General features: G+C 63.3%; 20 protein-coding genes and 1 pseudogene. 14 read left to right on the top strand and 7 right to left on the bottom strand.

Going from position 1 to position 19718, the window contains the following annotated elements; genetic code table 11:
- Nucleotides 1-124 precede the first annotated feature (124 nt).
- The 5 genes from NKH19_RS16295 to NKH19_RS16315 all read left to right on the top strand — a co-directional run bounded on the left by NKH19_RS16295 (nt 125) and on the right by NKH19_RS16315 (nt 4302).
- On the top strand, nt 125-361 hold the full coding sequence (locus NKH19_RS16295) for a type II toxin-antitoxin system Phd/YefM family antitoxin (RefSeq protein ID WP_352828900.1): 237 nt from the start codon (nt 125-127) through the stop codon (nt 359-361).
- 442 nt (nt 362-803) lie between these two features.
- Nucleotides 804-1436 carry a LysE family translocator gene (locus NKH19_RS16300; protein WP_352863801.1) on the top strand — a complete coding sequence of 211 codons (633 nt, stop codon included), beginning with the start codon at nt 804-806 and terminating at the stop codon, nt 1434-1436.
- 140 nt (nt 1437-1576) lie between these two features.
- The gene (gene rfaE1, locus NKH19_RS16305) at nt 1577-3070 is read left to right on the top strand and encodes a D-glycero-beta-D-manno-heptose-7-phosphate kinase (RefSeq protein WP_352863799.1); all 1494 of its coding nucleotides are present in this window, start codon (nt 1577-1579) and stop codon (nt 3068-3070) included.
- Between the two features lie 7 nt (nt 3071-3077).
- Nucleotides 3078-3650 carry a D-sedoheptulose-7-phosphate isomerase gene (locus NKH19_RS16310; protein ID WP_352863798.1) on the top strand — a complete coding sequence of 191 codons (573 nt, stop codon included), beginning with the start codon at nt 3078-3080 and terminating at the stop codon, nt 3648-3650.
- A complete protein-coding gene (locus tag NKH19_RS16315; RefSeq protein WP_352863796.1) occupies nt 3643-4302 on the top strand; it encodes an HAD family hydrolase in 660 nt (219 codons plus the stop codon). Before NKH19_RS16310 ends, NKH19_RS16315 begins: the two co-directional genes overlap by 8 nt.
- 4 nt (nt 4303-4306) lie before the next feature.
- Here NKH19_RS16315 and NKH19_RS16320 read toward each other — a convergent pair whose 3' ends face one another.
- Both NKH19_RS16320 and NKH19_RS16325 read right to left on the bottom strand, forming a co-directional pair.
- Nucleotides 4307-5101 carry a glycosyltransferase family 2 protein gene (locus tag NKH19_RS16320; RefSeq protein WP_352863794.1) on the bottom strand — a complete coding sequence of 265 codons (795 nt, stop codon included), beginning with the start codon at nt 5099-5101 and terminating at the stop codon, nt 4307-4309.
- Nucleotides 5102-5327: 226 nt separating this feature from the next.
- Nucleotides 5328-5807 carry an Lrp/AsnC family transcriptional regulator gene (locus tag NKH19_RS16325; protein ID WP_352863792.1) on the bottom strand — a complete coding sequence of 160 codons (480 nt, stop codon included), beginning with the start codon at nt 5805-5807 and terminating at the stop codon, nt 5328-5330.
- 252 nt (nt 5808-6059) lie between these two features.
- Here NKH19_RS16325 and trxB point away from each other — a divergent pair, with 252 nt between their 5' ends.
- Nucleotides 6060-7034: a thioredoxin-disulfide reductase gene (trxB, locus tag NKH19_RS16330; RefSeq protein WP_352863790.1), complete on the top strand. Its 975-nt coding sequence runs from the start codon at nt 6060-6062 to the stop codon at nt 7032-7034.
- A gap of 79 nt (nt 7035-7113) precedes the next feature.
- Nucleotides 7114-8010 (top strand): LysR family transcriptional regulator, encoded by an 897-nt coding sequence (locus tag NKH19_RS16335; protein WP_352863788.1) that lies wholly within the window; start codon nt 7114-7116, stop codon nt 8008-8010.
- 163 nt (nt 8011-8173) lie between these two features.
- On the opposite strand, the gene NKH19_RS16340 is transcribed toward NKH19_RS16335, so the two are convergent.
- Nucleotides 8174-8677 carry a methyltransferase family protein gene (locus NKH19_RS16340; protein ID WP_352863786.1) on the bottom strand — a complete coding sequence of 168 codons (504 nt, stop codon included), beginning with the start codon at nt 8675-8677 and terminating at the stop codon, nt 8174-8176.
- Between the two features lie 726 nt (nt 8678-9403).
- Nucleotides 9404-11455 carry an elongation factor G gene (locus NKH19_RS16345; RefSeq protein WP_352863784.1) on the bottom strand — a complete coding sequence of 684 codons (2052 nt, stop codon included), beginning with the start codon at nt 11453-11455 and terminating at the stop codon, nt 9404-9406.
- A 310-nt stretch (nt 11456-11765) separates the two neighbouring features.
- Here NKH19_RS16345 and NKH19_RS16350 point away from each other — a divergent pair, with 310 nt between their 5' ends.
- Entirely contained in the window at nt 11766-12161 is a 396-nt protein-coding gene (locus NKH19_RS16350; RefSeq protein ID WP_352863782.1) for a (R)-mandelonitrile lyase, read from the top strand.
- 190 nt (nt 12162-12351) lie between these two features.
- Here the strand turns inward: NKH19_RS16350 and NKH19_RS16355 are convergent, their stop codons facing one another.
- Nucleotides 12352-13554 carry a pyridoxal phosphate-dependent aminotransferase gene (locus NKH19_RS16355; protein WP_352863779.1) on the bottom strand — a complete coding sequence of 401 codons (1203 nt, stop codon included), beginning with the start codon at nt 13552-13554 and terminating at the stop codon, nt 12352-12354.
- A gap of 218 nt (nt 13555-13772) precedes the next feature.
- On the opposite strand from NKH19_RS16355, the gene NKH19_RS16360 reads away from it, so the two are divergent.
- The 3 genes and pseudogenes from NKH19_RS16360 (at nt 13773) to NKH19_RS16370 (ending at nt 16169) form a co-directional block, all read left to right on the top strand.
- The gene (locus tag NKH19_RS16360; protein ID WP_352863777.1) at nt 13773-14666 is read left to right on the top strand and encodes an EAL domain-containing protein; all 894 of its coding nucleotides are present in this window, start codon (nt 13773-13775) and stop codon (nt 14664-14666) included.
- Nucleotides 14663-15511, top strand: coding sequence for an EAL domain-containing protein (locus tag NKH19_RS16365; protein WP_352863775.1), 849 nt, complete (start codon nt 14663-14665; stop codon nt 15509-15511). The genes NKH19_RS16360 and NKH19_RS16365 overlap by 4 nt, the downstream gene beginning before the upstream one ends.
- Nucleotides 15512-15559: 48 nt before the next feature.
- Nucleotides 15560-16169 (top strand): annotated as a pseudogene (locus NKH19_RS16370) (glutathione S-transferase family protein).
- Nucleotides 16170-16607: 438 nt separating this feature from the next.
- On the opposite strand, the gene NKH19_RS16375 reads toward NKH19_RS16370, so the two are convergent.
- Nucleotides 16608-16820: a cold-shock protein gene (locus tag NKH19_RS16375; RefSeq protein ID WP_010910991.1), complete on the bottom strand. Its 213-nt coding sequence runs from the start codon at nt 16818-16820 to the stop codon at nt 16608-16610.
- Between the two features lie 278 nt (nt 16821-17098).
- Here NKH19_RS16375 and NKH19_RS16380 point away from each other — a divergent pair, with 278 nt between their 5' ends.
- Nucleotides 17099-17428 carry a hypothetical protein gene (locus tag NKH19_RS16380; protein ID WP_352863773.1) on the top strand — a complete coding sequence of 110 codons (330 nt, stop codon included), beginning with the start codon at nt 17099-17101 and terminating at the stop codon, nt 17426-17428.
- A gap of 12 nt (nt 17429-17440) precedes the next feature.
- Here NKH19_RS16380 and NKH19_RS16385 read toward each other — a convergent pair whose 3' ends face one another.
- Nucleotides 17441-18010: a methylated-DNA--[protein]-cysteine S-methyltransferase gene (locus NKH19_RS16385; RefSeq protein ID WP_352863771.1), complete on the bottom strand. Its 570-nt coding sequence runs from the start codon at nt 18008-18010 to the stop codon at nt 17441-17443.
- A gap of 181 nt (nt 18011-18191) precedes the next feature.
- On the opposite strand from NKH19_RS16385, the gene NKH19_RS16390 reads away from it, so the two are divergent.
- A complete protein-coding gene (locus NKH19_RS16390; protein ID WP_352863769.1) occupies nt 18192-19085 on the top strand; it encodes a transglycosylase SLT domain-containing protein in 894 nt (297 codons plus the stop codon).
- A gap of 5 nt (nt 19086-19090) precedes the next feature.
- On the top strand, nt 19091-19579 hold the full coding sequence (locus tag NKH19_RS16395) for a GNAT family N-acetyltransferase (RefSeq protein ID WP_352863767.1): 489 nt from the start codon (nt 19091-19093) through the stop codon (nt 19577-19579).
- The last annotated feature ends 139 nt before the right edge of the window (nt 19580-19718 follow it).

The following is a 19718-nucleotide window of genomic DNA, read 5'->3' on the forward strand; positions in this document are numbered from 1 at the left end:
ATTCCGGCCCTTATAAGGGAGGCTGGGTGGGCTGTCGATAAAGCAGGCGTGGTCGCCAGATCTGCATTCCTTACGCTTGTCTGTTTTGTCTGTTTTGTCTATTATGTGCAAAACGGAGTGGCCTATGAAGCGCTATCCATCGACCGATCTGAAACAGAATCTTGGAGACGTGCTCGCGGCTGCCAGCCAGCAGCCCGTCTCCATCACTCGTCACAACAAGCCGAGATACGTCCTGATGAGCATAGAGACCTACGAAGCTCGCTTCGTCAACGATAGCCGCCGCGTCTACGCGACCGAAGACGCCCCACCCGAACATGTCGAGATGCTTGAGGAATACATGGCGGAGTTGGATCGTGATTAGACCCATCGCCGCCGACGTCTGGAGATATCCATATCTGTGGTATCGCCAACACGGAGACGGCGAGACCGAAGGCCGCAAGACACGACCTGTCGCCTTCGTGGCCGTCCTTCCTGGGAAAGCCGGCGTACGAATCTCTTCATCCTTGCAATCACTTCCACGCAGCCGGGCCGCGATCGCATTGCCGCCAGCATCCCGGAAATTGAACGCCGCCGCGCAGGCCTCGACCCTATCCCTCTTTGGGTAATGGTCGATGAGTACAACCACGATATTCTAGAAACGTCAGCCTATTTCGAACCGGGTGCGCGCATCGGCGCATTCAGCCCATCATTCCATAAGAAAATCATGTCCGCTTTTATCGCGGCCGTCCGCACGGGTCAGTCCAAAGCCATCCCGCGCGCGGACTGAACCGACAGGACAGAGGCATGATCGTGAGGGACCAATAATGCCGTCGACCGAACTGCTCCTGGCGTTTTTCGCCACCACGGCGATCTTCGCCTACATCCCAGGCCCCGCTATGCTTTATGCCGCCGCGCAGACGATGGCACGCGGCCGCTGGTCCGGCCTCACTGCGGCACTTGGCATCCATCTGGGCGGTTACGTGCATGTTTTCGCCGCTGCCGCCGGTCTGTCGGTGCTGTTTCACGCCGTGCCGACGCTCTACATGGCGGTCAAGCTGGTCGGCGCGCTCTATCTGATCTGGCTCGGCGTCTCGCTGTTGCGCAAGCGTGCGGAGGGCGATACGGCGCTGCCCGCGATCGAGCGCAAATCGGCACGACGTGCCTTTTTCGAGAGTATCACCGTCGAGGTGCTCAATCCCAAGACGGCGATCTTCTTCATGGCGTTCCTGCCGCAGTTCATCGATGCTTCGGCGGCGTTTCCGGTCTGGCTGCAGTTCGTCGTGCTGGGCACGATCGTCAATCTGATGTTTTCTTCGGCCGATGTCGTCTGCGTGTTCCTGGCGGGTGCCGTGATCGGCCGCTTGCGGCGTTCGAGCCGCGCACAGCGGCTGATGCAGCGGGCCGGCGGCGCGGTGCTGGTTGGTCTCGGTGTCCATGTCGCCTTGCAGAAGAGCTGACCGCCCGGGCCGTCGCGGCCATGCCCTGCCGTTGCGCTGCATGGAATTGCGGTATATCGGCTTCGCCGTGACCGACCGACCTCGCAATTCGAGCACTGTGACCTATCTGAGATCGACTTTTCCCGCGCGCCGCAGATGACATGATCAAGCACAATCCTCCTTCTCCCGAGCCCCTGCACCGCGCCATTGCGCGGTTCGGCCAGGCCACCGTGCTGGTGGTCGGCGACTTCATCCTCGACCGTTTCGTCAATGGCGTCATCGAGCGGATCTCGCCGGAAGCGCCGATCCCGGTGCTGCACGGGCGCGGCGAGACCTCGACGATGGGCGGCGCCGGCAATGTCGTGGCCAACATCGTTTCGCTCGGTGCCACCGCTGTTCCCGTCTCGGTAATCGGCACCGATGCGGCGGGCGACAGCCTGGTTCGGATGCTTGGCGAGCTTGGCGCCGACACGACCGGCCTGGCGCAGGAGCGCGGCCGCATGACCTCATCGAAGAGCCGTTTCAGCGCGCTCAACCAGCAGGTACTGCGCTTCGACGAGGAGGAGATCAAGCCGCTGGGTGCCGCGGAGCGCGCCGGCTTGATCAGGCATTTCCGCGCCGCGCTGACACGCGCCGACATCGTCATCCTATCCGACTACGGCAAGGGCATCCTGCTTGACGGCGTCGCCGCCGACCTGATCGCCATCTGCCGCGAGGCGGGAAAGCCGGTGCTGGTCGACCCGAAGGGTCGCGATTATGCGCGCTATGCCGGGGCGACCGCCATCACCCCCAACCGTAAAGAGCTTGGCGAAGCTGTCGGCCATGCGGTGTTCGCCGATGACGAGATCGTCGGCGCGGCACGCCAACTGATTTCGGCGCACGGCTTCGACTTCGTCGTCGCGACGCGCAGCGAAAAGGGCATGAGCGTGGTCGGACCGGCCGAGGCGCGCCACATCGCGACCCAGGCGCGGGAAGTGTTCGACGTTTCGGGCGCAGGCGACACGGTGATCGCGAGCTTCGCGCTGGCGTTGGCCGTAGGCGCCGATACCGTCATGGCCGCCTCGATCGCCAATGCCGCCGGCGGCCTCGTTGTGGGAAAGCGCGGCACTGCCCGGCTGACGGTCGAGGAACTCACCGGCGCGCTGTTCCGCTCGCATGGACCGACCGCCCATAAGGACGCCATCCTCGATGCCACATCGGCCGCACGCATGGTCGCGGCGTGGAAGGAAGAGGGCCTGAGCGTCGGCTTCACCAATGGCTGTTTCGACATCCTGCATGCCGGCCATGTCAGCCTCTTGCATGCGGCGCGCAGCCAGTGCGACCGGCTGGTGCTAGGTCTCAACAGCGATGCCTCGGTGCGGCGCCTGAAGGGCGCCGGGCGCCCGGTCAACGACCAGCACGACCGCGCCTGCGTGCTCGCGGCCCTTGCCTCGGTCGATGCGGTCGTGGTGTTCGAGGAGGATACGCCGCTGGCGCTGATCGAAGCGCTGCTGCCCGACATACTGGTCAAGGGCGCCGATTACACGGTCGACACCGTGGTTGGCGCCGATGTGGTGCGGAAGGCCGGCGGACGGGTCGTGTTGGTCGATCTCGTCGCAGGCAAGAGCACCACCGGCACGATTGGCAAATTGCGTGCCGGCGGCACCACAAACTGAGGTTTTCATGTCCGACTTGAACGATTACCTAGTCCGCTCGGCGGCTGCCATATCAGCCATGGTCGAGCGCGACCTCACCAGCGAGATGGAGCGGGCGGCGAGCGCTGTGGTGACGGCGCTTTCCTCGGGGAAAGCTTTGCTGATCGCCGGCAATGGCGGCTCGGCCAGCGATGCCATCCACATCGCCGGCGAACTGGTCGGCCGCTTCCTCAAGGAGCGTAAGGCCTACAATGTCATCGCGCTGCCGGCCAACGCCGCGGTGCTGACCGCCTGGGGCAACGACTATGGTTTCGACACGGTGTTTTCGCGCCAGGTCGAGGCGCATGGCGCGGCCGGCGGCGTACTGCTGGCAATCTCGACCAGCGGCAATTCGCCGAGCATCCTCGCCGCCGCCGAACAGGCGCGAATGATGGACATGACGGTGATCAGCCTGACCGGCGACACCGGCGGCAAGCTGAAGCCGCTCACGGACATCCTGCTCAACGTGCCATCGACCTCGACGCCGATCATCCAGCAGGGGCATCTGTGCCTCTATCATCATCTGTGCGAGATCGTCGAAGCGCGCCTCAGCAATGGCTGACCCCACGACGTCTGGCCGCTATCCGCTGGCGGAACCCGGCCTGTGGGTCGAGCGGGTCGGATCGAGGGTGTTTTCCGCCGGTACACCGGCGCTGTTCCTCGACCGCGACGGCACCATCAATCTCGATACCGGTTATCCTGACGATCCGGGCGAAATAGTACTGCGCGAGGATATCGCCGCGGTGATCGCTGCCGCCAACCGGGCAGGCATTCCCGTCATCATCGTCACCAACCAGTCGGGCATCGCGCGGGGCTATTACGGCTGGGCCGATTTCGCCGCCGTCAATGGCCGCGTGCTCGAGCTGCTACGCGCCGACGATGCGTGCGTGGATATGGTCCTCGCCTGCGCCTATCACGAGGCGGGCTCCGGCCCGCTCGCGGTCGCCGATCATCCGATGCGCAAGCCCAATCCGGGCATGCTGCTGGAGGCGGCCAAACGCCTGGGGCTCGATCTGCGGCGTTCGCTGATCGTCGGCGACAAGCCGGCCGACATGGAGGCTGGACAGCGCGCCGGCCTCTCGCGGGGTTGGCTGGTCGACGGGCAAGCGGCTGTTCAACCGGGCTTCACCGTCAGGCCCTTGCGCGACCGCGAGGATTTCGACGGCCTGCTCGCCGCGATAGCGGCACTTGGCGCCGTGTCGGGCCAGCCGTGACGGCTCACACTGGATCGTTGTCTCGCCAGGCTTCATAAAGCTTGGCCTCGGTGGCGAACGAATACACCATCACCATCATCGAATAGACGAAGCCGTGCCGGCCGCACAGGAAGTAGCGCTTGGCCAGGTAGAACTTCAGGAAGTTGCCGAACGGCGACAGCACAAGCTTTACGAGGCCAGGCTTCTTGCCTCTTTCGAGCAGCGTGGCAACCTTGAGACCGGAATAGGTGTTGGCCCTTGCCAGGTCCTCCGCGACGGTCATTTCGCGGCGATGCAGCAGCACGCCATTTTCAATCGTGCCGGTTTTGCCCGGCACCTCGAACGATTCGTGGACCCGCAAGTTGAGGTCCATGGTGGCCTTGTCGCGGCGGAAAAGACGCAGCAGCCTGTTGTGCAGCACCCAGCGGTGCGCATAGCCATAGCCTTTCAGCTTGTCGCGGCGTCTTATGTACCATCCGTCGATGGCGTCATTGCGAGGCTGCGTCACGTCCCTGATCGACTGCCTGAGCAGATCGTCGATGGCCTCGTCGGCTTCAATCGAAAGGCACCATGGCCGCGTGGCCTGATCGAGCGCGAATTGCCGCTGGCGTGGAAAACCCGGCCAATCGTTGTGAAACAGCCTTATCGGGTAGCCCTTGGCGATGAACTCCTGAACGACATCCAGGGTGCTGTCCGTCGAGCCTGAATCGACGACGATGATCTCGGCGCAGAAGTCGACGCTTTCCAGGCACTGGCCGATCATGTCGGCTTCGTTCATGCAAATGATGAGCGCCGATACCGGGCTAGCAAATCGAGTCATGGTCCCACCCCCGCGGCACAATGTCCTCGGAATTCGCGTTGCTTGCGCCATTTGTTTTTACGCAATTCCCGACGGAAAACCGTTACACACTTTTCCTGGAATTGCTCTAGGAAACCAACAGGGCGGGCCATGGCAGAACGATCCGGCTTTCTACACGAGAGCCTATCGAATGCCAAAGCGGCCCTGATATGGCGAAGCCGGGAATTCGCATCGCCATTCGACCGGCTCAAGCCTGTGCGAACGAGACCAGCCCTTCATCCTTGACCCGGCGGATTGTGAGCGCGGTGCGCACCGTGTCGACATTGGGGGCCGAGGTCAGCTCCTCGATGACGAAGGTCTGGAAGGCGCCGAGGTCGCTCGCCACGCAATGCAGCAGGAAATCGGATTCGCCCGACACCATCCAGGCGTCGCGCACGATCGGCCAGCCTCGGGTACGCTCGGCAAAGGTGCGCAGTTCGGCGTCGGCCTGGTGATGCAGGCCGATCAGGCAGAAGGCGACGACATCAAGGCCTAGCGCCGGCGCGTTGAGCAAAGCGCGGTAGCCGCGGATGATGCCGGCTTCCTCCAGCCGCTTGACGCGGCGCAGGCATGGCGGCGCCGAAATGCCAACGCGGTTCGACAGTTCGACATTGGTCATGCGACCGTCGCCCTGCAATTCGCGCAGGATCTTCCAGTCGATGGCGTCGAGATCGGCCTTGAGTGGCATGAGAGCTCTCGAGAAGTCAGCGGCAACGCGCAAGAATCTTGCGTGATTTTGTAATTAAACGACTTCGCTGTCCATTCCATCCCTCGCCCCGGAATATTTCGCAGGATCAAGCGGGGGGAAGGGTGCGACAAAGCTTTCCGGGGACGAACGCCAACTTGCCTTGCTGGCGTCGTGGGCAACACTTACATTACGCGCGATAGCGACGAGTTTTCCATGCCGCAATTGCCGGCGGCCCCTCCACAGAGGCTTTAGATGACCACCAAGCACGCGCCCGTTCTCATCATCGGTTCCGGCCCGGCCGGCTATACGGCGGCGGTCTACGCCGCCCGCGCCATGCTGAAGCCGATGCTGGTCGCCGGCCTGCAGCAGGGCGGCCAGCTGATGATCACCACCGATGTCGAGAACTATCCCGGCTTCGCCGACCCCATCCAGGGTCCGTGGCTGATGGAGCAGATGCTGAAGCAGGCCGAGCATGTCGGCACCGACATCGTCAACGACATCATCACCGAGGTCGACCTCAACGTGCGGCCGTTCCGGGCCAAGGGCGATTCCGGCACCACCTACACCGCCGACGCGCTGATCATCGCCACCGGCGCGCAGGCCAAGTGGCTGGGCATCCCGACCGAACAGACCTTCATGGGTTTCGGCGTCTCGGCCTGCGCCACCTGCGACGGTTTCTTCTATCGCGGCAAGGATGTCGCGGTGATCGGTGGCGGCAATTCGGCGGTGGAAGAGGCGCTCTACCTGTCCAACCTCGCCAAGAGCGTGACCGTCATCCATCGGCGCAGCGATTTTCGAGCCGAACGCATCCTGCGCGAGCGGCTCTTGAAGAAGGACAATGTCCGCGTCATCTGGGACACGATCGTCGACGAGATCACCGGCCGTCCCGGCAAGACGCCGCTGCCGCCTTCGGTCGAAGGGCTGAAGCTCAAGCATGCGGTGACCGGCCAAGAAACGCACCTCAAGGTCGACGGCGTGTTCGTGGCGATCGGTCACGCACCGGCGGTCGAGCTGTTCGCCGGCAAGCTGAAGCAGAAGCCGAACGGCTATCTGTGGACGGCGCCGGATTCGACCCGCACCGACGTGCCCGGCGTGTTCGCGGCCGGCGACGTCACCGACGACATCTACCGCCAGGCGGTGACGGCGGCGGGGCTCGGCTGCATGGCCGCACTCGAGGCGGAGAAGTATCTGGCCGGTATCGAAGTGCACCGCGAAGCGGCCGAGTAGAGAGTTCAGAAAGCGGCTTGGAAACGCCGTGTAAAAGCCTGATTTTTCATTCAGACGCCAAAACAGAACGAGGGGAATCATGGCGTTGGACTGGGACAAGCTACGCGTGTTTCACGCTGCGGCGGAGGCAGGGTCTTTTACCCATGCGGCCGAGACACTGCATCTGTCGCAATCGGCGATCTCGCGGCAGGTCAGCGCGCTCGAGCATGACGTCGGCGTGCCGCTGTTCAACCGCCATGCCCGCGGGCTGGTGCTGACCGAGCAGGGCGAGATGCTGTTCCGCACGGCGCATGACGTGCTGATGAAGCTGGAGACCATCAAGTCACGGCTGACCGAGACCAAGGACCGCCCCTCCGGCGTGCTCAGGGTGACGACGACGGTGGGACTGGGCGCCGGCTGGCTGACCGAGCGGGTACAGGAGTTCATCGAGCTCTATCCCGAAATCAGCCTGCAGCTGATCCTCGCCAACGAGGAACTCGACCTCACCATGCGCCAGGCCGATTGCGCCATTCGGCTGCGCCAGCCGCAGCAGCCGGACCTGATCCAGCGCCGCCTGTTCACCGTGCATTTCCATCTTTACGCGGCGCCTTCCTATGTCGCCAAGCACGGCAAGCCGGCTTCGGTCGCCGAGCTGAAGGCCCATCGCATCGTCACCTTCGGCGTGCCGGTGCCCGCGCATCTGTCGGAGCTGAACTGGCTGGAAACGGTCGGCGATTTCGAAGGCGGACAAAGGGTGCCGACGCTGCAGATCAACGACATATTGTCGATCAAGCGCGCGGTGGAGGGTGGTGCCGGCATCGCCATGCTGCCCGACTACGTGATCAGCAAGGACTCCGACCTGGTGCAGTTGCTGCCGGAAACCGAGGTGCCGTCCTTCGACACCTATTTCGCCTATCCCGACGCGATGAAGAACCAGGCCAAGCTGCACGTCTTTCGCGACTTCATCATTGCCAAGGCCCGAAGCTGGTCCTTCTGAGGGGCATATCGATATTCAGGTGATGCCGGCCTGCGAACGAGGGCTTCCTGCGCTTCCGGTACTCACGGACCCAAATGTCCGCTCCGTTCCGGTTCTCGGAATCCCCCGCTCTCGGCTCGGCCTGACCTGAATCTCAACATGCCCCATGTGGCTCTGCTTTGACCTAATTTAGCTCCCGCCAGGGTGTCAGCCGAGGCAGCCAGCCCGGGACATTGCGGCGGTAGGTCTCGTATTCGGCGCCGTAGCGGCGGGCCAATGTCGGCTCCTCGTAGAGCCGCACGAAGGAGCCCATGGCGATCGCGCCGATGACGGCATAGGCGACCAGAATCCAGCTCGAGAACAGCAGTGCCTGGCCGAGGATGATCGACAGCACGGCGACATACATCGGGTTGCGGACATGGCGGTAGATGCCGCCGATCACCAGTCTCTCGGTCGGCGCGACCGGAGCGGGCGTGCCCAGGCCTTCGAGCGCAAAGCGGCCGAACGCATGCAGGAGTGCTGCGATCGCGGCGACGATCAGAAGCCCGCCAGCGGAGACAAAGCCCGGCAGGTTCGACCACGGCAAGCCCCAGCGGTCGGTCAACAGCCAAGGCACCAGCCCGGCAACCACGCCGGGGACTGCAATGAAGAAGGCCGCACTGCCGGCGATCGCCGAAAACGTCCGCATTGGCTGCCTCCTCTCCAATTGCCTTAGAAATGAACGCCCGCTGCCCGCTTCCACGCCATTACGCAGTTTTGGCATTTCGAGCCGAGAACCAGCGACGATTGGGATTCTGTAGTGGCAATCGCCCAGTTCATGGCTCCATTTGGACGATTTTGCTGGTCCTATTGGCTTCTGGAACGGGTTAGACCACAGCCTGTGTCTTTTTGCATGCGTGTGTTGCAAAATAGATGCTTGTTTCTTGGGCATGATGAGCACATATATAGATCATCTCCTGGGCGCGTTCTCCTCCCATTAGCGCCCTTGAGTGTTCCCCTCTGGAGGTTAGCCTTAACAGGCACTTCCAATCAAACTCAGCCGGATCTTCGTTGATCCGGCTTTTTTGTTGCCTGTTCCCTGCTGGGCTGGCCAAAAAATCCATCACAATTGCCACGTAACAGTGACATGTAACCTCTGGTAACATATCGCGGACGTCCGCGACCTGCTACGCCGATCATAGGACGCGGTGTGGTTCGGACGGGAGATGGGGGCATCACTCGGACGGCCCGGGCTCAGGCGGCTACCGCGTCCGAACCGTTTCTTCCGCCGACGTTCGGCGGCACCAAATGCGGCGGACCTCCGTTACCTCCCAAGGAAACGGTCCGCAAACAAAACGACGCCCGGTCCCCGCCGGGCGTCGTTTCTTTTTTGCCCCTCGAACCGGGTTCGAGGGGCGTGTGACGGTGCTATGGGTCAGGCAGCCTTGCCGTTGGTGTTCATCGCCTCGTCGGCCAGACGGCCGGTGAGTTCGGCCATGTGGTCGAAGACGGCACGGTAGCTGGCGACGCCCGAAGTTGCAGAGCGCAGTTCGATGATCAGGTCGCCGATCTCGGCCTGCGGCATGGTTGCCTCGACGACATCCCAACCAGGCCAGCCCGGCCTTGCGTCGTAACCAAGGATCTGGCCGCGCCGCTGCGGGATGAGCGCGATGATCTTCGAGGTGGCATCGGACGGCGTGACGATCTCGACCTTCATCACAGGTTCCAGCAGCACCGGCGAACAGGCGGCCATGCCTTCCCTCATCGCCAGCTTGGCCGCCATCTGGAAGGCCATGTCGGAGGAATCCACCGCGTGATACGAGCCGTCCGACAGGTTGACGGCGACATCGACGACGGGAAAGCCGAGCGGCCCGGACTTCAGATAATCGCGCACACCGGTTTCGACCGACTGGATGTAGGTCTTCGGCACGACGCCGCCGGTAATGGTGTCGGTGAACTGGAAACCGGAGCCGCGCGGCAGCGGCTTGATCTCGATCACCACGTCGCCGAACTGGCCATGGCCGCCGGACTGCTTCTTGTGACGGCCGCGCTGCTGCACCGGTTTGCGGATCGTCTCGCGATAGGGCACCGCCGGCGCATGGCCTTCGACCGGTATCTGGTTCTTGCCTTCCAGCCGCTCGCGCACGACCCGTAGATGCATCTCGCCATGACCCGACAGCACGGTCTCGGCCGAGTCCTGGTTGTGGCGCAGGCTGAGCGAGGGATCTTCCTCGGCCAGCCGCTGGATGGCGGCCGACATCTTCACTTCGTCCTTGCGTTCCTTGGGGCGCAGCGCGAAGGCGAAGACCGGCTGCGGAGGCTCGAGCTGGATCAGCGGCTTGATGCCGCCCTTGGTCGAACTCAGGGTCTGGCCGGTCTTGACCTCGTCCAGCTTGCCCAGCGCCACCGTGTCGCCGGCCTTGGCGATGGTCAGCTTGACCTGGTCCTTGCCGAGCATTCGGTAAATGCCGGAGACCTTGGCCGTATCGCCGCTGGGCAGCCAAAGTTCGGAGCCGTCGACGACCTGGCCGGAGAGGATGCGCGACACCGACAGTTTGCCGCCATGCGGCGTGTGGATGGTCTTGATCACCTGGACCACGGTGGCCGCGCCGTCGGGTGCGCCGAGCCGCTTGCGGGTTGCCTCGATGTCGGGTGCGTCGTGGCGGATCGCCTTCAAGAGGCGCAGCACGCCGTTGCCTTTCTCGGCGGTGCCGATCAGCACCGGCGTCACCGCACCATCGCGCAGATCGGCGGCAAGGTCGTCGAAGACGGCATCCTTGGGCGGCTCGATTTCTTCGAGCAGCTGTTCCATCAGCTGGTCATCATGGTCGGCCAGCGTCTCCAGCATGGAGAAGCGTGCCTCGAGTTCGCGCGCTTTGTCGTCGCCCGGTATCTGAGCCACTTCGCTCTCGGCATATTCGCGATAGATGTAGGCACGCTCCAGCGCCAGGTCGATCGAACCGATTACGACGCCGTCCTTGCGCAACGGAATCTGGCGCAGCAGCAACGGCACCGAGCTTGCCGGCTGCAGCATCTTCAGCGTGTCGCGCACACCGGTGATTGCCTTGTCGACCTTGTTGAGAAACAGGATGCGCGGCACGCCGAGATCGTCGAGCTTGCGCATGATCAGCTGCAGGGCAGGGATCTTCTTTTCGTCGGCCTCGGCAACGACCACAGCAAGGTCGCAGGCTGCCAGCACCGGCTCGGCCTCGAAGGAGAATTCGATGGAGCCGGGACAATCGACGAAGGTAATCTGCTCGCCCATGAATTCGGTGGTGGCGATTGTCGCCTCGACGCTCATGGCATGAGCCCGCGCCTCGGGCGAATAATCTGAAACGGTATTGCCTGATGAAACGGGATTTTGTCGGGGAATTGAGCCCGTACGGGCCAAAATGGCTTCGAGAAGTGTCGTCTTACCGCTTGCGAAGGGACCGACTATGGCAATGCATTTCGGTCCCGTGCGTCGTCCTCCGGCGCGAGTACCCATGACTGACCTCCACTCAGGCGTTTCCCGTAGGACCGACTGGCATTCATGGTTCAGGCGTGGTCAATCGGTCCTGGAGCGGCGGCCGGCCTGTTCGACCGTCGCGGGCGGTTCTTTTCGTCGCTACCTGCCCAAAGCCATCGTCCCACTTGTTTGCCGGCAGGGCAAGAAAAATAGAAATCCGGCACTCGGCCGCGGACACGCGCTGCTCGGACGCTGGGCGTCTGGCGGTCGAACACTGTTGCACGTTGGCCGATATCGGTCGAAACTGGGGATGGGCGACCCGTCGCCCTCCGTTCAAGGACCATAGACCATGAAGATCATTGCCTGCGGCAGCGTGCCGACCATCGTAGCGCCAGACAAATATTTCACCGGCCGGGTATTGCAGACGCCGATCATCGAGAAAGAGGCGCCGGCGCGGCTGCGGGCCACGCTGGTCAGCTTCGAGCCGGGCGCGCGCACCCACTGGCATACGCATCCGCTTGGTCAGACACTCTATGTCACCGTGGGCGCCGGTCTCGCGCAGACATGGGGCGAACCGATCCAGGAGATCAGGGCCGGCGACGTCATCTCGTTCGCCCCCGGTGAAAAGCACTGGCACGGCGCGGCGCTTACATCGTCGATGACGCATATTGCCATGCAGGAGGCAATCGACGGCGTCCATGCCGATTGGCTGGAAGCGGTGACCGCGGAGCAATATGGCGGCTGAGTGCCGAGCCCGGCGGGTTCCGCGCGGCGATGCCGACAGCGGCGATTGCCGCGTTCCTCACCACCCACCGCACGGCTGGTCGCCGTGCTGGCTCCGGTCGAGGCGCACTCGGGCAAAGAGGCGAGAAGGCTCACAGCGCGATCAGAAACCCGGCGGTGAAGCCGGGTTTCTGTTTCAGGTGCTGGCCTGATCAGGTCAGCGATGCCGTGAAGCGCTGGATGCGCGTGCAGGCTTCCTCCAGCAGCGTCTCCGAGGTGGCGTAGGAGATGCGGAAGTTGGGGCCAAGGCCAAAGGCCGAGCCGAATACCACGGCGACGCCCTCGGCCTCGAGCAGTTCCGAACAGAAGGTCTCGTCGGTGTCGATCAGCTTGCCGGCTTTAGTCTTCTTGCCGATCAGCTGGGCGCAGGAGGGATAGACGTAGAAAGCGCCTTCCGGCGACGGACACGTAATGCCGCGCGCCTGGTTGAGCATCGAGACAACGAGATCGCGCCTGCCTTGAAAGATCGCCTTGTTCCTGGCGATGAAGTCCTGCGGGCCGTTGAGTGCCTCGACGGAGGCCCATTGCGCGATGGTGCAGGCGCCCGATGTCTGCTGGCCCTGGATCATGTCCATCGCCTTGATCAGCTGGACGGGACCGGCCGCATAGCCAATGCGCCAGCCGGTCATGGCGTAGGCTTTCGACACGCCGTTCATGGTCAGCGTGCGTTCGTAGAGTTTCGGCTCGACCTCGGCGATGGTCTTGAAGACGAAGTCGCCATAGGTCAGGTGCTCGTACATGTCGTCGGTCAGGGTCCAGACATGCGGGTGCTTCAACAGCACGTCGGCCAGCGCGCGCAGTTCGGCTTCGGTGTAGGCGGCGCCCGACGGGTTCGACGGCGAGTTCATCAGCAGCCACTTTGTGCGCGGCGTGATCGCCTTTTCCAGCACAGAAGCGGTCAGCTTGAAGCCGTTGTCGATGGAGGTGTCGGCAAATACCGAGGTGCCGCCGCAGATCGCCACCATCTCGGGATAGCTGACCCAGTAAGGGCGGGGGATGATGACCTCGTCGCCCGGGTTCAGCGTCGCCATGAAGGCGTTGAACAGGATTTGCTTGCCGCCGGTGCCGACGATGGTCTGCTCGGGCTTGTAGTCGAGATTGTTCTCGCGCTTGAATTTCTTCGAGATCGCCTCGCGCAGCGGCACGATGCCCGAAACCGGCGGATACTTGGTCTCGCCCCGGCGGATCGCCTCGATCGCAGCATTCTTGATGTTGTCGGGCGTGTCGAAATCCGGCTCGCCGGCGCCGAGGCCGATAATGTCACGGCCGGCATTTTTCAGCTCGCGCGCCTTCTGCGTCACCGCGATGGTGGCGGAAGGCTTTACGCGGGAAAGGGTGTCGGCAAGAAAGGCCATGACCTTGAACGTCTCCATGGAAGATCGGTGCGACCGGGAGCGGCCGCGGCGCTTCTCATGTCGCATGATTTCGCGCAGTGCAAGCATTGTCGGCTGATCCAGCCGTCAATGACCCGTGATCGGGACCGTGATCGGCAACAATAAATTCATTAACGAGCGGTAGAGGCTTGAGTGGCAGGATCGCAGACCAATTCCGCCAGGTCGCGGAGCGAGGAACCGTGTCGCGCAGCATCGGGCTTGCCCACATCATCCGTCAAGACGACGGCACCTCCACCGGTGTCTGGAGCATCTACACGCTGCGGAGTGCCTTCCAGCCGATCTTTGCCTTCAACGAAGGCAAGCTGTCGGTGGTCGCGTTTGAAGGGTTGATCCGGCCGTTCCGCGACGGCGAGCCGCAATCGCCGATGAATTTCTTCTCGACCTGCCCAGCCGCCGACCGTTTGCATATCGAGGCGCTGACCAGGACGCTGCATCTTCTGAACGCCGGCGCCTGCCTGCCACAAGAGGCGTCGATCTTCGTCAATTTCGACCCGTCGGTGTTCACTGAACGCCCCGTTGCCGACGCCGCCTTGCGCGAAATGCGGCTGGTGCTGCATGAGGCCGGCATCGATCCACGCCGGGTCGTCTGCGAAGTGACCGAGCAGCGCTCGGCGTCGCAGGAAACCCTGCACAGTTTCGTCGCGGCACTGAGGGCCAACGGCTTTCGCATCGCCGTCGACGATTATGGCGCCGCCGATTCCGACATCAACCGCGTCAAGGAGTTGAAGCCGGATATCGTCAAGTTCGATGCCTATTGGATCACGCAACTGATGGAATCCGGCGCCGGCTTCGCGCTCTTGACCACCATGGTGAAAAGTTTCGAGGCACAAGGCATCCGCACGGTGTTCGAAGGTATCGAGGAGAGCTGGCAATTGGAGCTTGCCGAGAAATCGGGAGCGTCGATGGTGCAGGGTTTCGTGCTGGCGCGGCCCGAACTGGCGCCGACCAGTTTTGGCGTCCTCGACAAGAAAAGGCAGGCACCAGTCGCCGCTGCCGCCGACACGCCTGCTCCTGCTCCGGCACCGCATTCGGCGCGGCAGGTGAAGGCGTTCGGACGCAGGGTGGCGCCATGAGGCTTGAGCGGCGGCGCAATGTCGGCGATGCGATCTGGGTCGACGAAGTCGGCATCGCATACGGCATTCATGGCGAGTTCCGGCTGCGCAGCGCCTATCAGCCGATTTTCGCGCCGCGTGGCCGGTTCCTTCACGCGGTCGCGGTCGAAGCCCTGATCGAGCCGCACCGCGCCGGGCGCCCCGGTGCGCCACGGGTTTTCTTCGACAGCATTGCCGCCTCGGATCGGCTGTTCGTCGAGACCATGTGCCGGGCGCTGCACCTCAGGAATTTTTGCAACATCGGCGTCGACGGGCTCGACCTGTTCTTCAACTACAATCCGCTGATCAACGACCATCCCGGGCGGGCGCTGGCCGAGATCCGGCTGATGACCAGGCACCTCGGCGAGTTCGGCCTCGCGCCGGGCATGCTGGTCTGCGAAATCACCGAACAGGCGGCCGATGACACGCTTCTTGCCCGGTTGGCGCGCGAAATGCGGCGCGACGGCATCCGCATCGCCATCGACGATTTCGGCACCGGGCACTCGACCGAGGAGCGGGTGAACCTGCTCAAGCCCGACATCGTCAAGATCGACGGCACATGGTTCGCGGAGTTCTGCCGCCACGCCGCCGCCGAACGGTTCTTCCGCCCGCTGGTTTCCAGTCTGCATGACCGCGGCGCCAAGGTGCTGGTCGAAGGCATCGAGCACCCCACCCATCTTCGCGTCGCGCTCGAAGGCGGCGTCGATCTTCTGCAGGGTTTTCTTCTCGCCCGTCCGGCGCTTGCCGGCACGATATTTGATGAAAAGCCGCTGCACATCGACACGCTGCTTGGCAATATAGGCAATGTCATCCCGCTGTTTGGCTAAAGCGCGTCGCGTTTGAACGGATTCAGGCGAGCGCTCCGGGGAACAGCCATGATACTTTACGGCATGATCGACAGCGGCAATTGCTACAAGCCGCGCCTGCTGATGGCCAAGCTTGGCCTTGCCTTCACCAATGTCGAGGTGAGTTCGCACACCGGCGATACGCGCAAAGCCGATTTTGTCGCCAAGAACCCGAATGCCATGGTGCCGCTGCTCGAACTCGACGACGGCCGTCGCCTGGCCGAGTCCAATGCCATCCTGCTCTATCTCGCCGAAGGCACGCGCTTCCTGCCGGTCGACAGATACGAGCGGGGGCTCGCTTATCAATGGCTGTTCTTCGAGCAGTACAGCCACGAGCCCTACATCGCCGTGCGCAAGGCGCTGCTGACCTTTCCCGAAAGAGCAGGGGATGCGGACTCCGGAGCGGCTGGCAGTGACGCTGGAGCGCGGCAACAAGGCGCTCGGTGTGATGAACAAGCATCTGGAAGACAATGCTTTCTTCGCCGGCGGGGCGCTCAGCGTCGCCGACATCGCGCTCTATGCCTATACGCATACGGCGGAGCAGGGCGGCTTCCAGCTCGACGCCTATCCGTCTGTCGCCGCCTGGCTGAAAAGGGTGGAGGCCGATCCGGGGCATGTGCCGATCGAGTGGCTGGGGTAAGCTTTTCGGCGATTGGCGAAAACCTCGGCGAGGCGTCCTTCTCCCCGTCTCTATACGGGGAGAAGATGGCGGCAGCCAGATGAGGGGCGGCGCCAGCCTTCGGTTGTGTGCTTGGCTCTGCGATCGTCCCTCTTGAAGCGTCGGCGCTGCCCCTCATCGCCCTGCCGGGCACTTCTCCCCGTATAGAGACGGGGAGAAGGACGCTGTCTCGCCGGTTTCGCCAATTGTCGCCACCTAAACCCCAGACAGCAAAAAGGCGGGAAAAATCCCGCCTTCCATGCTTGGTAGCCTGATCGGGAGCGTCCGGTCCGGGCTGGCAGCTATCTGCTGATCCAGCTTGTCGGGTCTTCCGCTCCGGCGCGCTTCTCGCGCGACTGTCAGTACATCCGTGACTTGCCGCGCGCCCCGGGCTCTCGCCCGGCGCGCGCTATCGCAAAATCAGGCTGCCTTGCTCAGAGATCCAGCGGACGACTTGCCAGTGCGGCGGTCCTGCTCGATCTCGAAGTTGATCTTCTGGCCTTCGACCAAGGTCGACAGCCCAGCACGCTCAACAGCGGAGATGTGGACGAAAACGTCCGCGCCGCCCGCGTCAGGCTGAATGAAGCCGAAGCCCTTGGTGGCGTTGAACCACTTGACCGTTCCTGTTGCCATTTTAGATAGTCCTTCAACATTTGCTTTAGATTGACCGGACCGAAGTCCAGCCGGTGTGCATCGAGATTTTGGAGATAGACGTCAGCAAACGCGAAGATCGCGAGGCCCGGATCGATCGGCCGAAATATCAATGGAAGGCATATAGGCTGGTTTCGCATAAAATACAAGACTGCGTGAGAAAACCGTGATCGAGGGGCTGCCCAACGGCTGCCCCAATCTGCTGAAAACGTTGCGGCAGGTCGCGCTGTCCTCGAGCGGCGGATCAGGGGGAGAGGACCATGAAAACCATTCTACTTGCCGGCTGCCTGACGCTGGTGGCGGCCGAGGCGCAGGCGATCTCGCGCTACGATCCGACGCGTATGAGCTGCGGCAAGGTTCAGGCGACGATAGCCCGGCAAGGCGCCGTCATCCTGCGCTACCAGTCGACGCGGGTGCCGGGATTGCCGCTTTACGACCGCTATGTGCAGAGCCAGCAATTCTGCACCATGGGCGAGGTGAGGACGCGCGCCTACGTGCCCAGCGCCGACACCAAGTCCTGTTCCGTCTATAACTGCAAGCGCCCGGACAATGACCGGCATTTCCGCAGGCGGTTCTTCCACAACAACTAGAACTTGTCCGCGTCAGAACCCGAAGGAAACCTGCGCCGGTGGCGGCGGGCCGACGCGCACGCCTTCCATGGCCAGCATCTTCTCCTTGGTGACCGAGCCGCCGGGCGCCGAGAAGCCGCCGATTTTGCCGCCGGCGGCAAGGATGCGATGGCAAGGAATGACCAGCGGCACCGGATTGGCGCCGAGCGCCACCCCGGTTTCGCGGGCGAGCCCCGCATGGCCGGCGGTTTTGGCCAGCTCGCCATAGGTGGTGGTTTCGCCGAAGGAGAGTTTTCGCGCCGCGTCATAGATGGCGAGGCGGAAATCGTCGACGCCGTCGAGATCGACCGGCACGCCGGAGAAATCGACGTCCTCGCCCGCCGCATAAGCCTTGATCGAGGCGATCAGGTCGACCACCCATGGCGGCTGGGCCGTGGAGGCGGAAACGCCTCCATGGCGCAGCAGGCGCCGCTCCACCGCTTCGCGGCTGCGTTCGGGCAGGCAGAGCCGGATCAGGCCCTTTTCGCTCCACGCGATGCCCATGAAACCGATCACTGTTTCTAACACTGCGTGGCCGGCCGTGATCGAAGATGTCGTGTCCATGCCGCGTTCCTTTCCGCAAAGTGGCGAAAACCGGGATTCGTCCCGGTACATATCCAGAACAATATGGCATCAGAGGCCAAGTCTCGCCACCCGAAAACCACCTGATGGCCCCGATTGCCGCTCATGAATCGGTGGTGTAAGGGATTTCTTAACAACCCGACAAATCGGACCCGAGCGCGGCTTGCCAGCAAAACTCAACCTTATCGCGATCGGCGTGATCCTGGCCGCCGCCGGCGTCAGCGGCTGCACGTCGACCTCGCAGATGAAGTCCGCGCCTGCTCTTACCGAAACAACAACCGCCGCCGGCGCTGATGCCGGCTTCACCGTGCCGCTGCCGGAGACGGTTTCAGTGCTGCCTGAATCCTCCGGTATCGCTCCCGTTCAGACGGCCGCGCTACCGCTCGATCCCGCGGCACAACCGGCGGCAGTGACCGCCGCCTTTGCCGGTTCGACGCCGGCGGCACCAGCCGTGATGACCGCCAATGCCTGGCAGGCGCCTGCGCCAGCCAATGCGGGCGAGCCGGTCCAGGCTGCCGAGACCTATACGACCGCGGGGCTGGTGATGCCGGCGACCGCCAAGGGCGACCGGATGCCCGGCGTCCAGCAGGTCGCCTATGTCGTGCCGCAGAACCGGGCTGCCCTGGTGCAGGGTCCCGTCGGGCCGACGGAAGAACATGCGACGGGCGTGCGTGGCGATGTCGAACGGCTGATCGAGAAATATGCCGCCCTCTACCAGGTGCCGGTGGACCTGGTGCGCCGCGTCGTCAACCGCGAGAGCACCTTCAACCCGAAAGCCTACAACAATGGCCATTGGGGGCTGATGCAGATCAAGCACGCGACGGCGCGCGGCATGGGCTATGACGGACCGGCCAAGGGCCTGTTCGACGCCGAGACCAATTTGAAATACGCGGTGAAATATCTGCGTGGCGCCTGGCTGGTGGCCGGCGGCAACGCCAAGAAGGCCGACTGGCTCTACCAGACCGGCTACTATTTCGACGCCAAGCGCAAGGGCCTGCTCGAGGCGACCGGCCTTGGTGTCGACCGTCAGCGCCGCCGCCTGCAGCCCGACGCCTGAGCGCGATGCCGGAACCGCGTCCGCCGGCTTTGAACGACATCCGGCTGCGCAAGATCCTCGACGAGACGCTGGTTCCGCCGCACTGGCCGGACGGTTTCGTCATGCGCTGCTTCGAGCCCGGTGATGCGCTGCCCCTGCATGCGCTGTTGACCGAAGTGTTCGACGACGGCGCCGATGGCCCGTTCGACGAATGGTGGCCGCGTATCGCGGATGATCCCGAATTCGACCCGGCGCTGTGCTTCCTCGTCATCGATGCCAAGGGTCGGCTGGCGGCGGCGGCGCTGTGCTGGACCCGCGCCTTCGTCAAGGACCTCGCCGTTCATCCCGAGGCGCGCGGCAAGGGCGTTGCCGAGGCGCTGATGTGGCACGCCTTCGCCATTTTTCGCGAACGCGGCGCCGACCATGTCGACCTCAAGACCAACACGGTCGAGAACGCCGCCGCCGTCCGGCTCTACGAGCGACTGGGAATGATGCCTGTCGCCTGGGAAGGCTGAAACCATTCCAGCCGCGCGAATCGGCCCGATCGCCGATCACAAGGAATGACTCGCTTTGGGAACCCAAAGCGCCGCTTCGCATTCATTGCAGGGTGGGGTCTGACAAGCTGCCGGCGGGGGGGAGGATTTTCCGTCGCCG

It is taken from the genome of Mesorhizobium sp. M1338, from assembly GCF_040318045.1.
In the GTDB taxonomy this organism is placed as follows: domain Bacteria; phylum Pseudomonadota; class Alphaproteobacteria; order Rhizobiales; family Rhizobiaceae; genus Mesorhizobium.

Coding starts and splice junctions, on each gene's coding strand:
- NKH19_RS16295 (WP_352828900.1), top strand. CDS start 125: ATGAAGCGCTATCCATCGACCGATCTGAAACAGAATCTTGGAGACGTG.
- NKH19_RS16300 (WP_352863801.1), top strand. CDS start 804: ATGCCGTCGACCGAACTGCTCCTGGCGTTTTTCGCCACCACGGCGATC.
- rfaE1 (WP_352863799.1), top strand. CDS start 1,577: ATGATCAAGCACAATCCTCCTTCTCCCGAGCCCCTGCACCGCGCCATT.
- NKH19_RS16310 (WP_352863798.1), top strand. CDS start 3,078: ATGTCCGACTTGAACGATTACCTAGTCCGCTCGGCGGCTGCCATATCA.
- NKH19_RS16315 (WP_352863796.1), top strand. CDS start 3,643: ATGGCTGACCCCACGACGTCTGGCCGCTATCCGCTGGCGGAACCCGGC.
- NKH19_RS16320 (WP_352863794.1), bottom strand. CDS start 5,101: ATGACTCGATTTGCTAGCCCGGTATCGGCGCTCATCATTTGCATGAAC.
- NKH19_RS16325 (WP_352863792.1), bottom strand. CDS start 5,807: ATGCCACTCAAGGCCGATCTCGACGCCATCGACTGGAAGATCCTGCGC.
- trxB (WP_352863790.1), top strand. CDS start 6,060: ATGACCACCAAGCACGCGCCCGTTCTCATCATCGGTTCCGGCCCGGCC.
- NKH19_RS16335 (WP_352863788.1), top strand. CDS start 7,114: ATGGCGTTGGACTGGGACAAGCTACGCGTGTTTCACGCTGCGGCGGAG.
- NKH19_RS16340 (WP_352863786.1), bottom strand. CDS start 8,677: ATGCGGACGTTTTCGGCGATCGCCGGCAGTGCGGCCTTCTTCATTGCA.
- NKH19_RS16345 (WP_352863784.1), bottom strand. CDS start 11,455: ATGGGTACTCGCGCCGGAGGACGACGCACGGGACCGAAATGCATTGCC.
- NKH19_RS16350 (WP_352863782.1), top strand. CDS start 11,766: ATGAAGATCATTGCCTGCGGCAGCGTGCCGACCATCGTAGCGCCAGAC.
- NKH19_RS16355 (WP_352863779.1), bottom strand. CDS start 13,554: ATGGCCTTTCTTGCCGACACCCTTTCCCGCGTAAAGCCTTCCGCCACC.
- NKH19_RS16365 (WP_352863775.1), top strand. CDS start 14,663: ATGAGGCTTGAGCGGCGGCGCAATGTCGGCGATGCGATCTGGGTCGAC.
- NKH19_RS16375 (WP_010910991.1), bottom strand. CDS start 16,820: ATGGCAACAGGAACGGTCAAGTGGTTCAACGCCACCAAGGGCTTCGGC.
- NKH19_RS16380 (WP_352863773.1), top strand. CDS start 17,099: ATGAAAACCATTCTACTTGCCGGCTGCCTGACGCTGGTGGCGGCCGAG.
- NKH19_RS16385 (WP_352863771.1), bottom strand. CDS start 18,010: ATGGACACGACATCTTCGATCACGGCCGGCCACGCAGTGTTAGAAACA.
- NKH19_RS16395 (WP_352863767.1), top strand. CDS start 19,091: ATGCCGGAACCGCGTCCGCCGGCTTTGAACGACATCCGGCTGCGCAAG.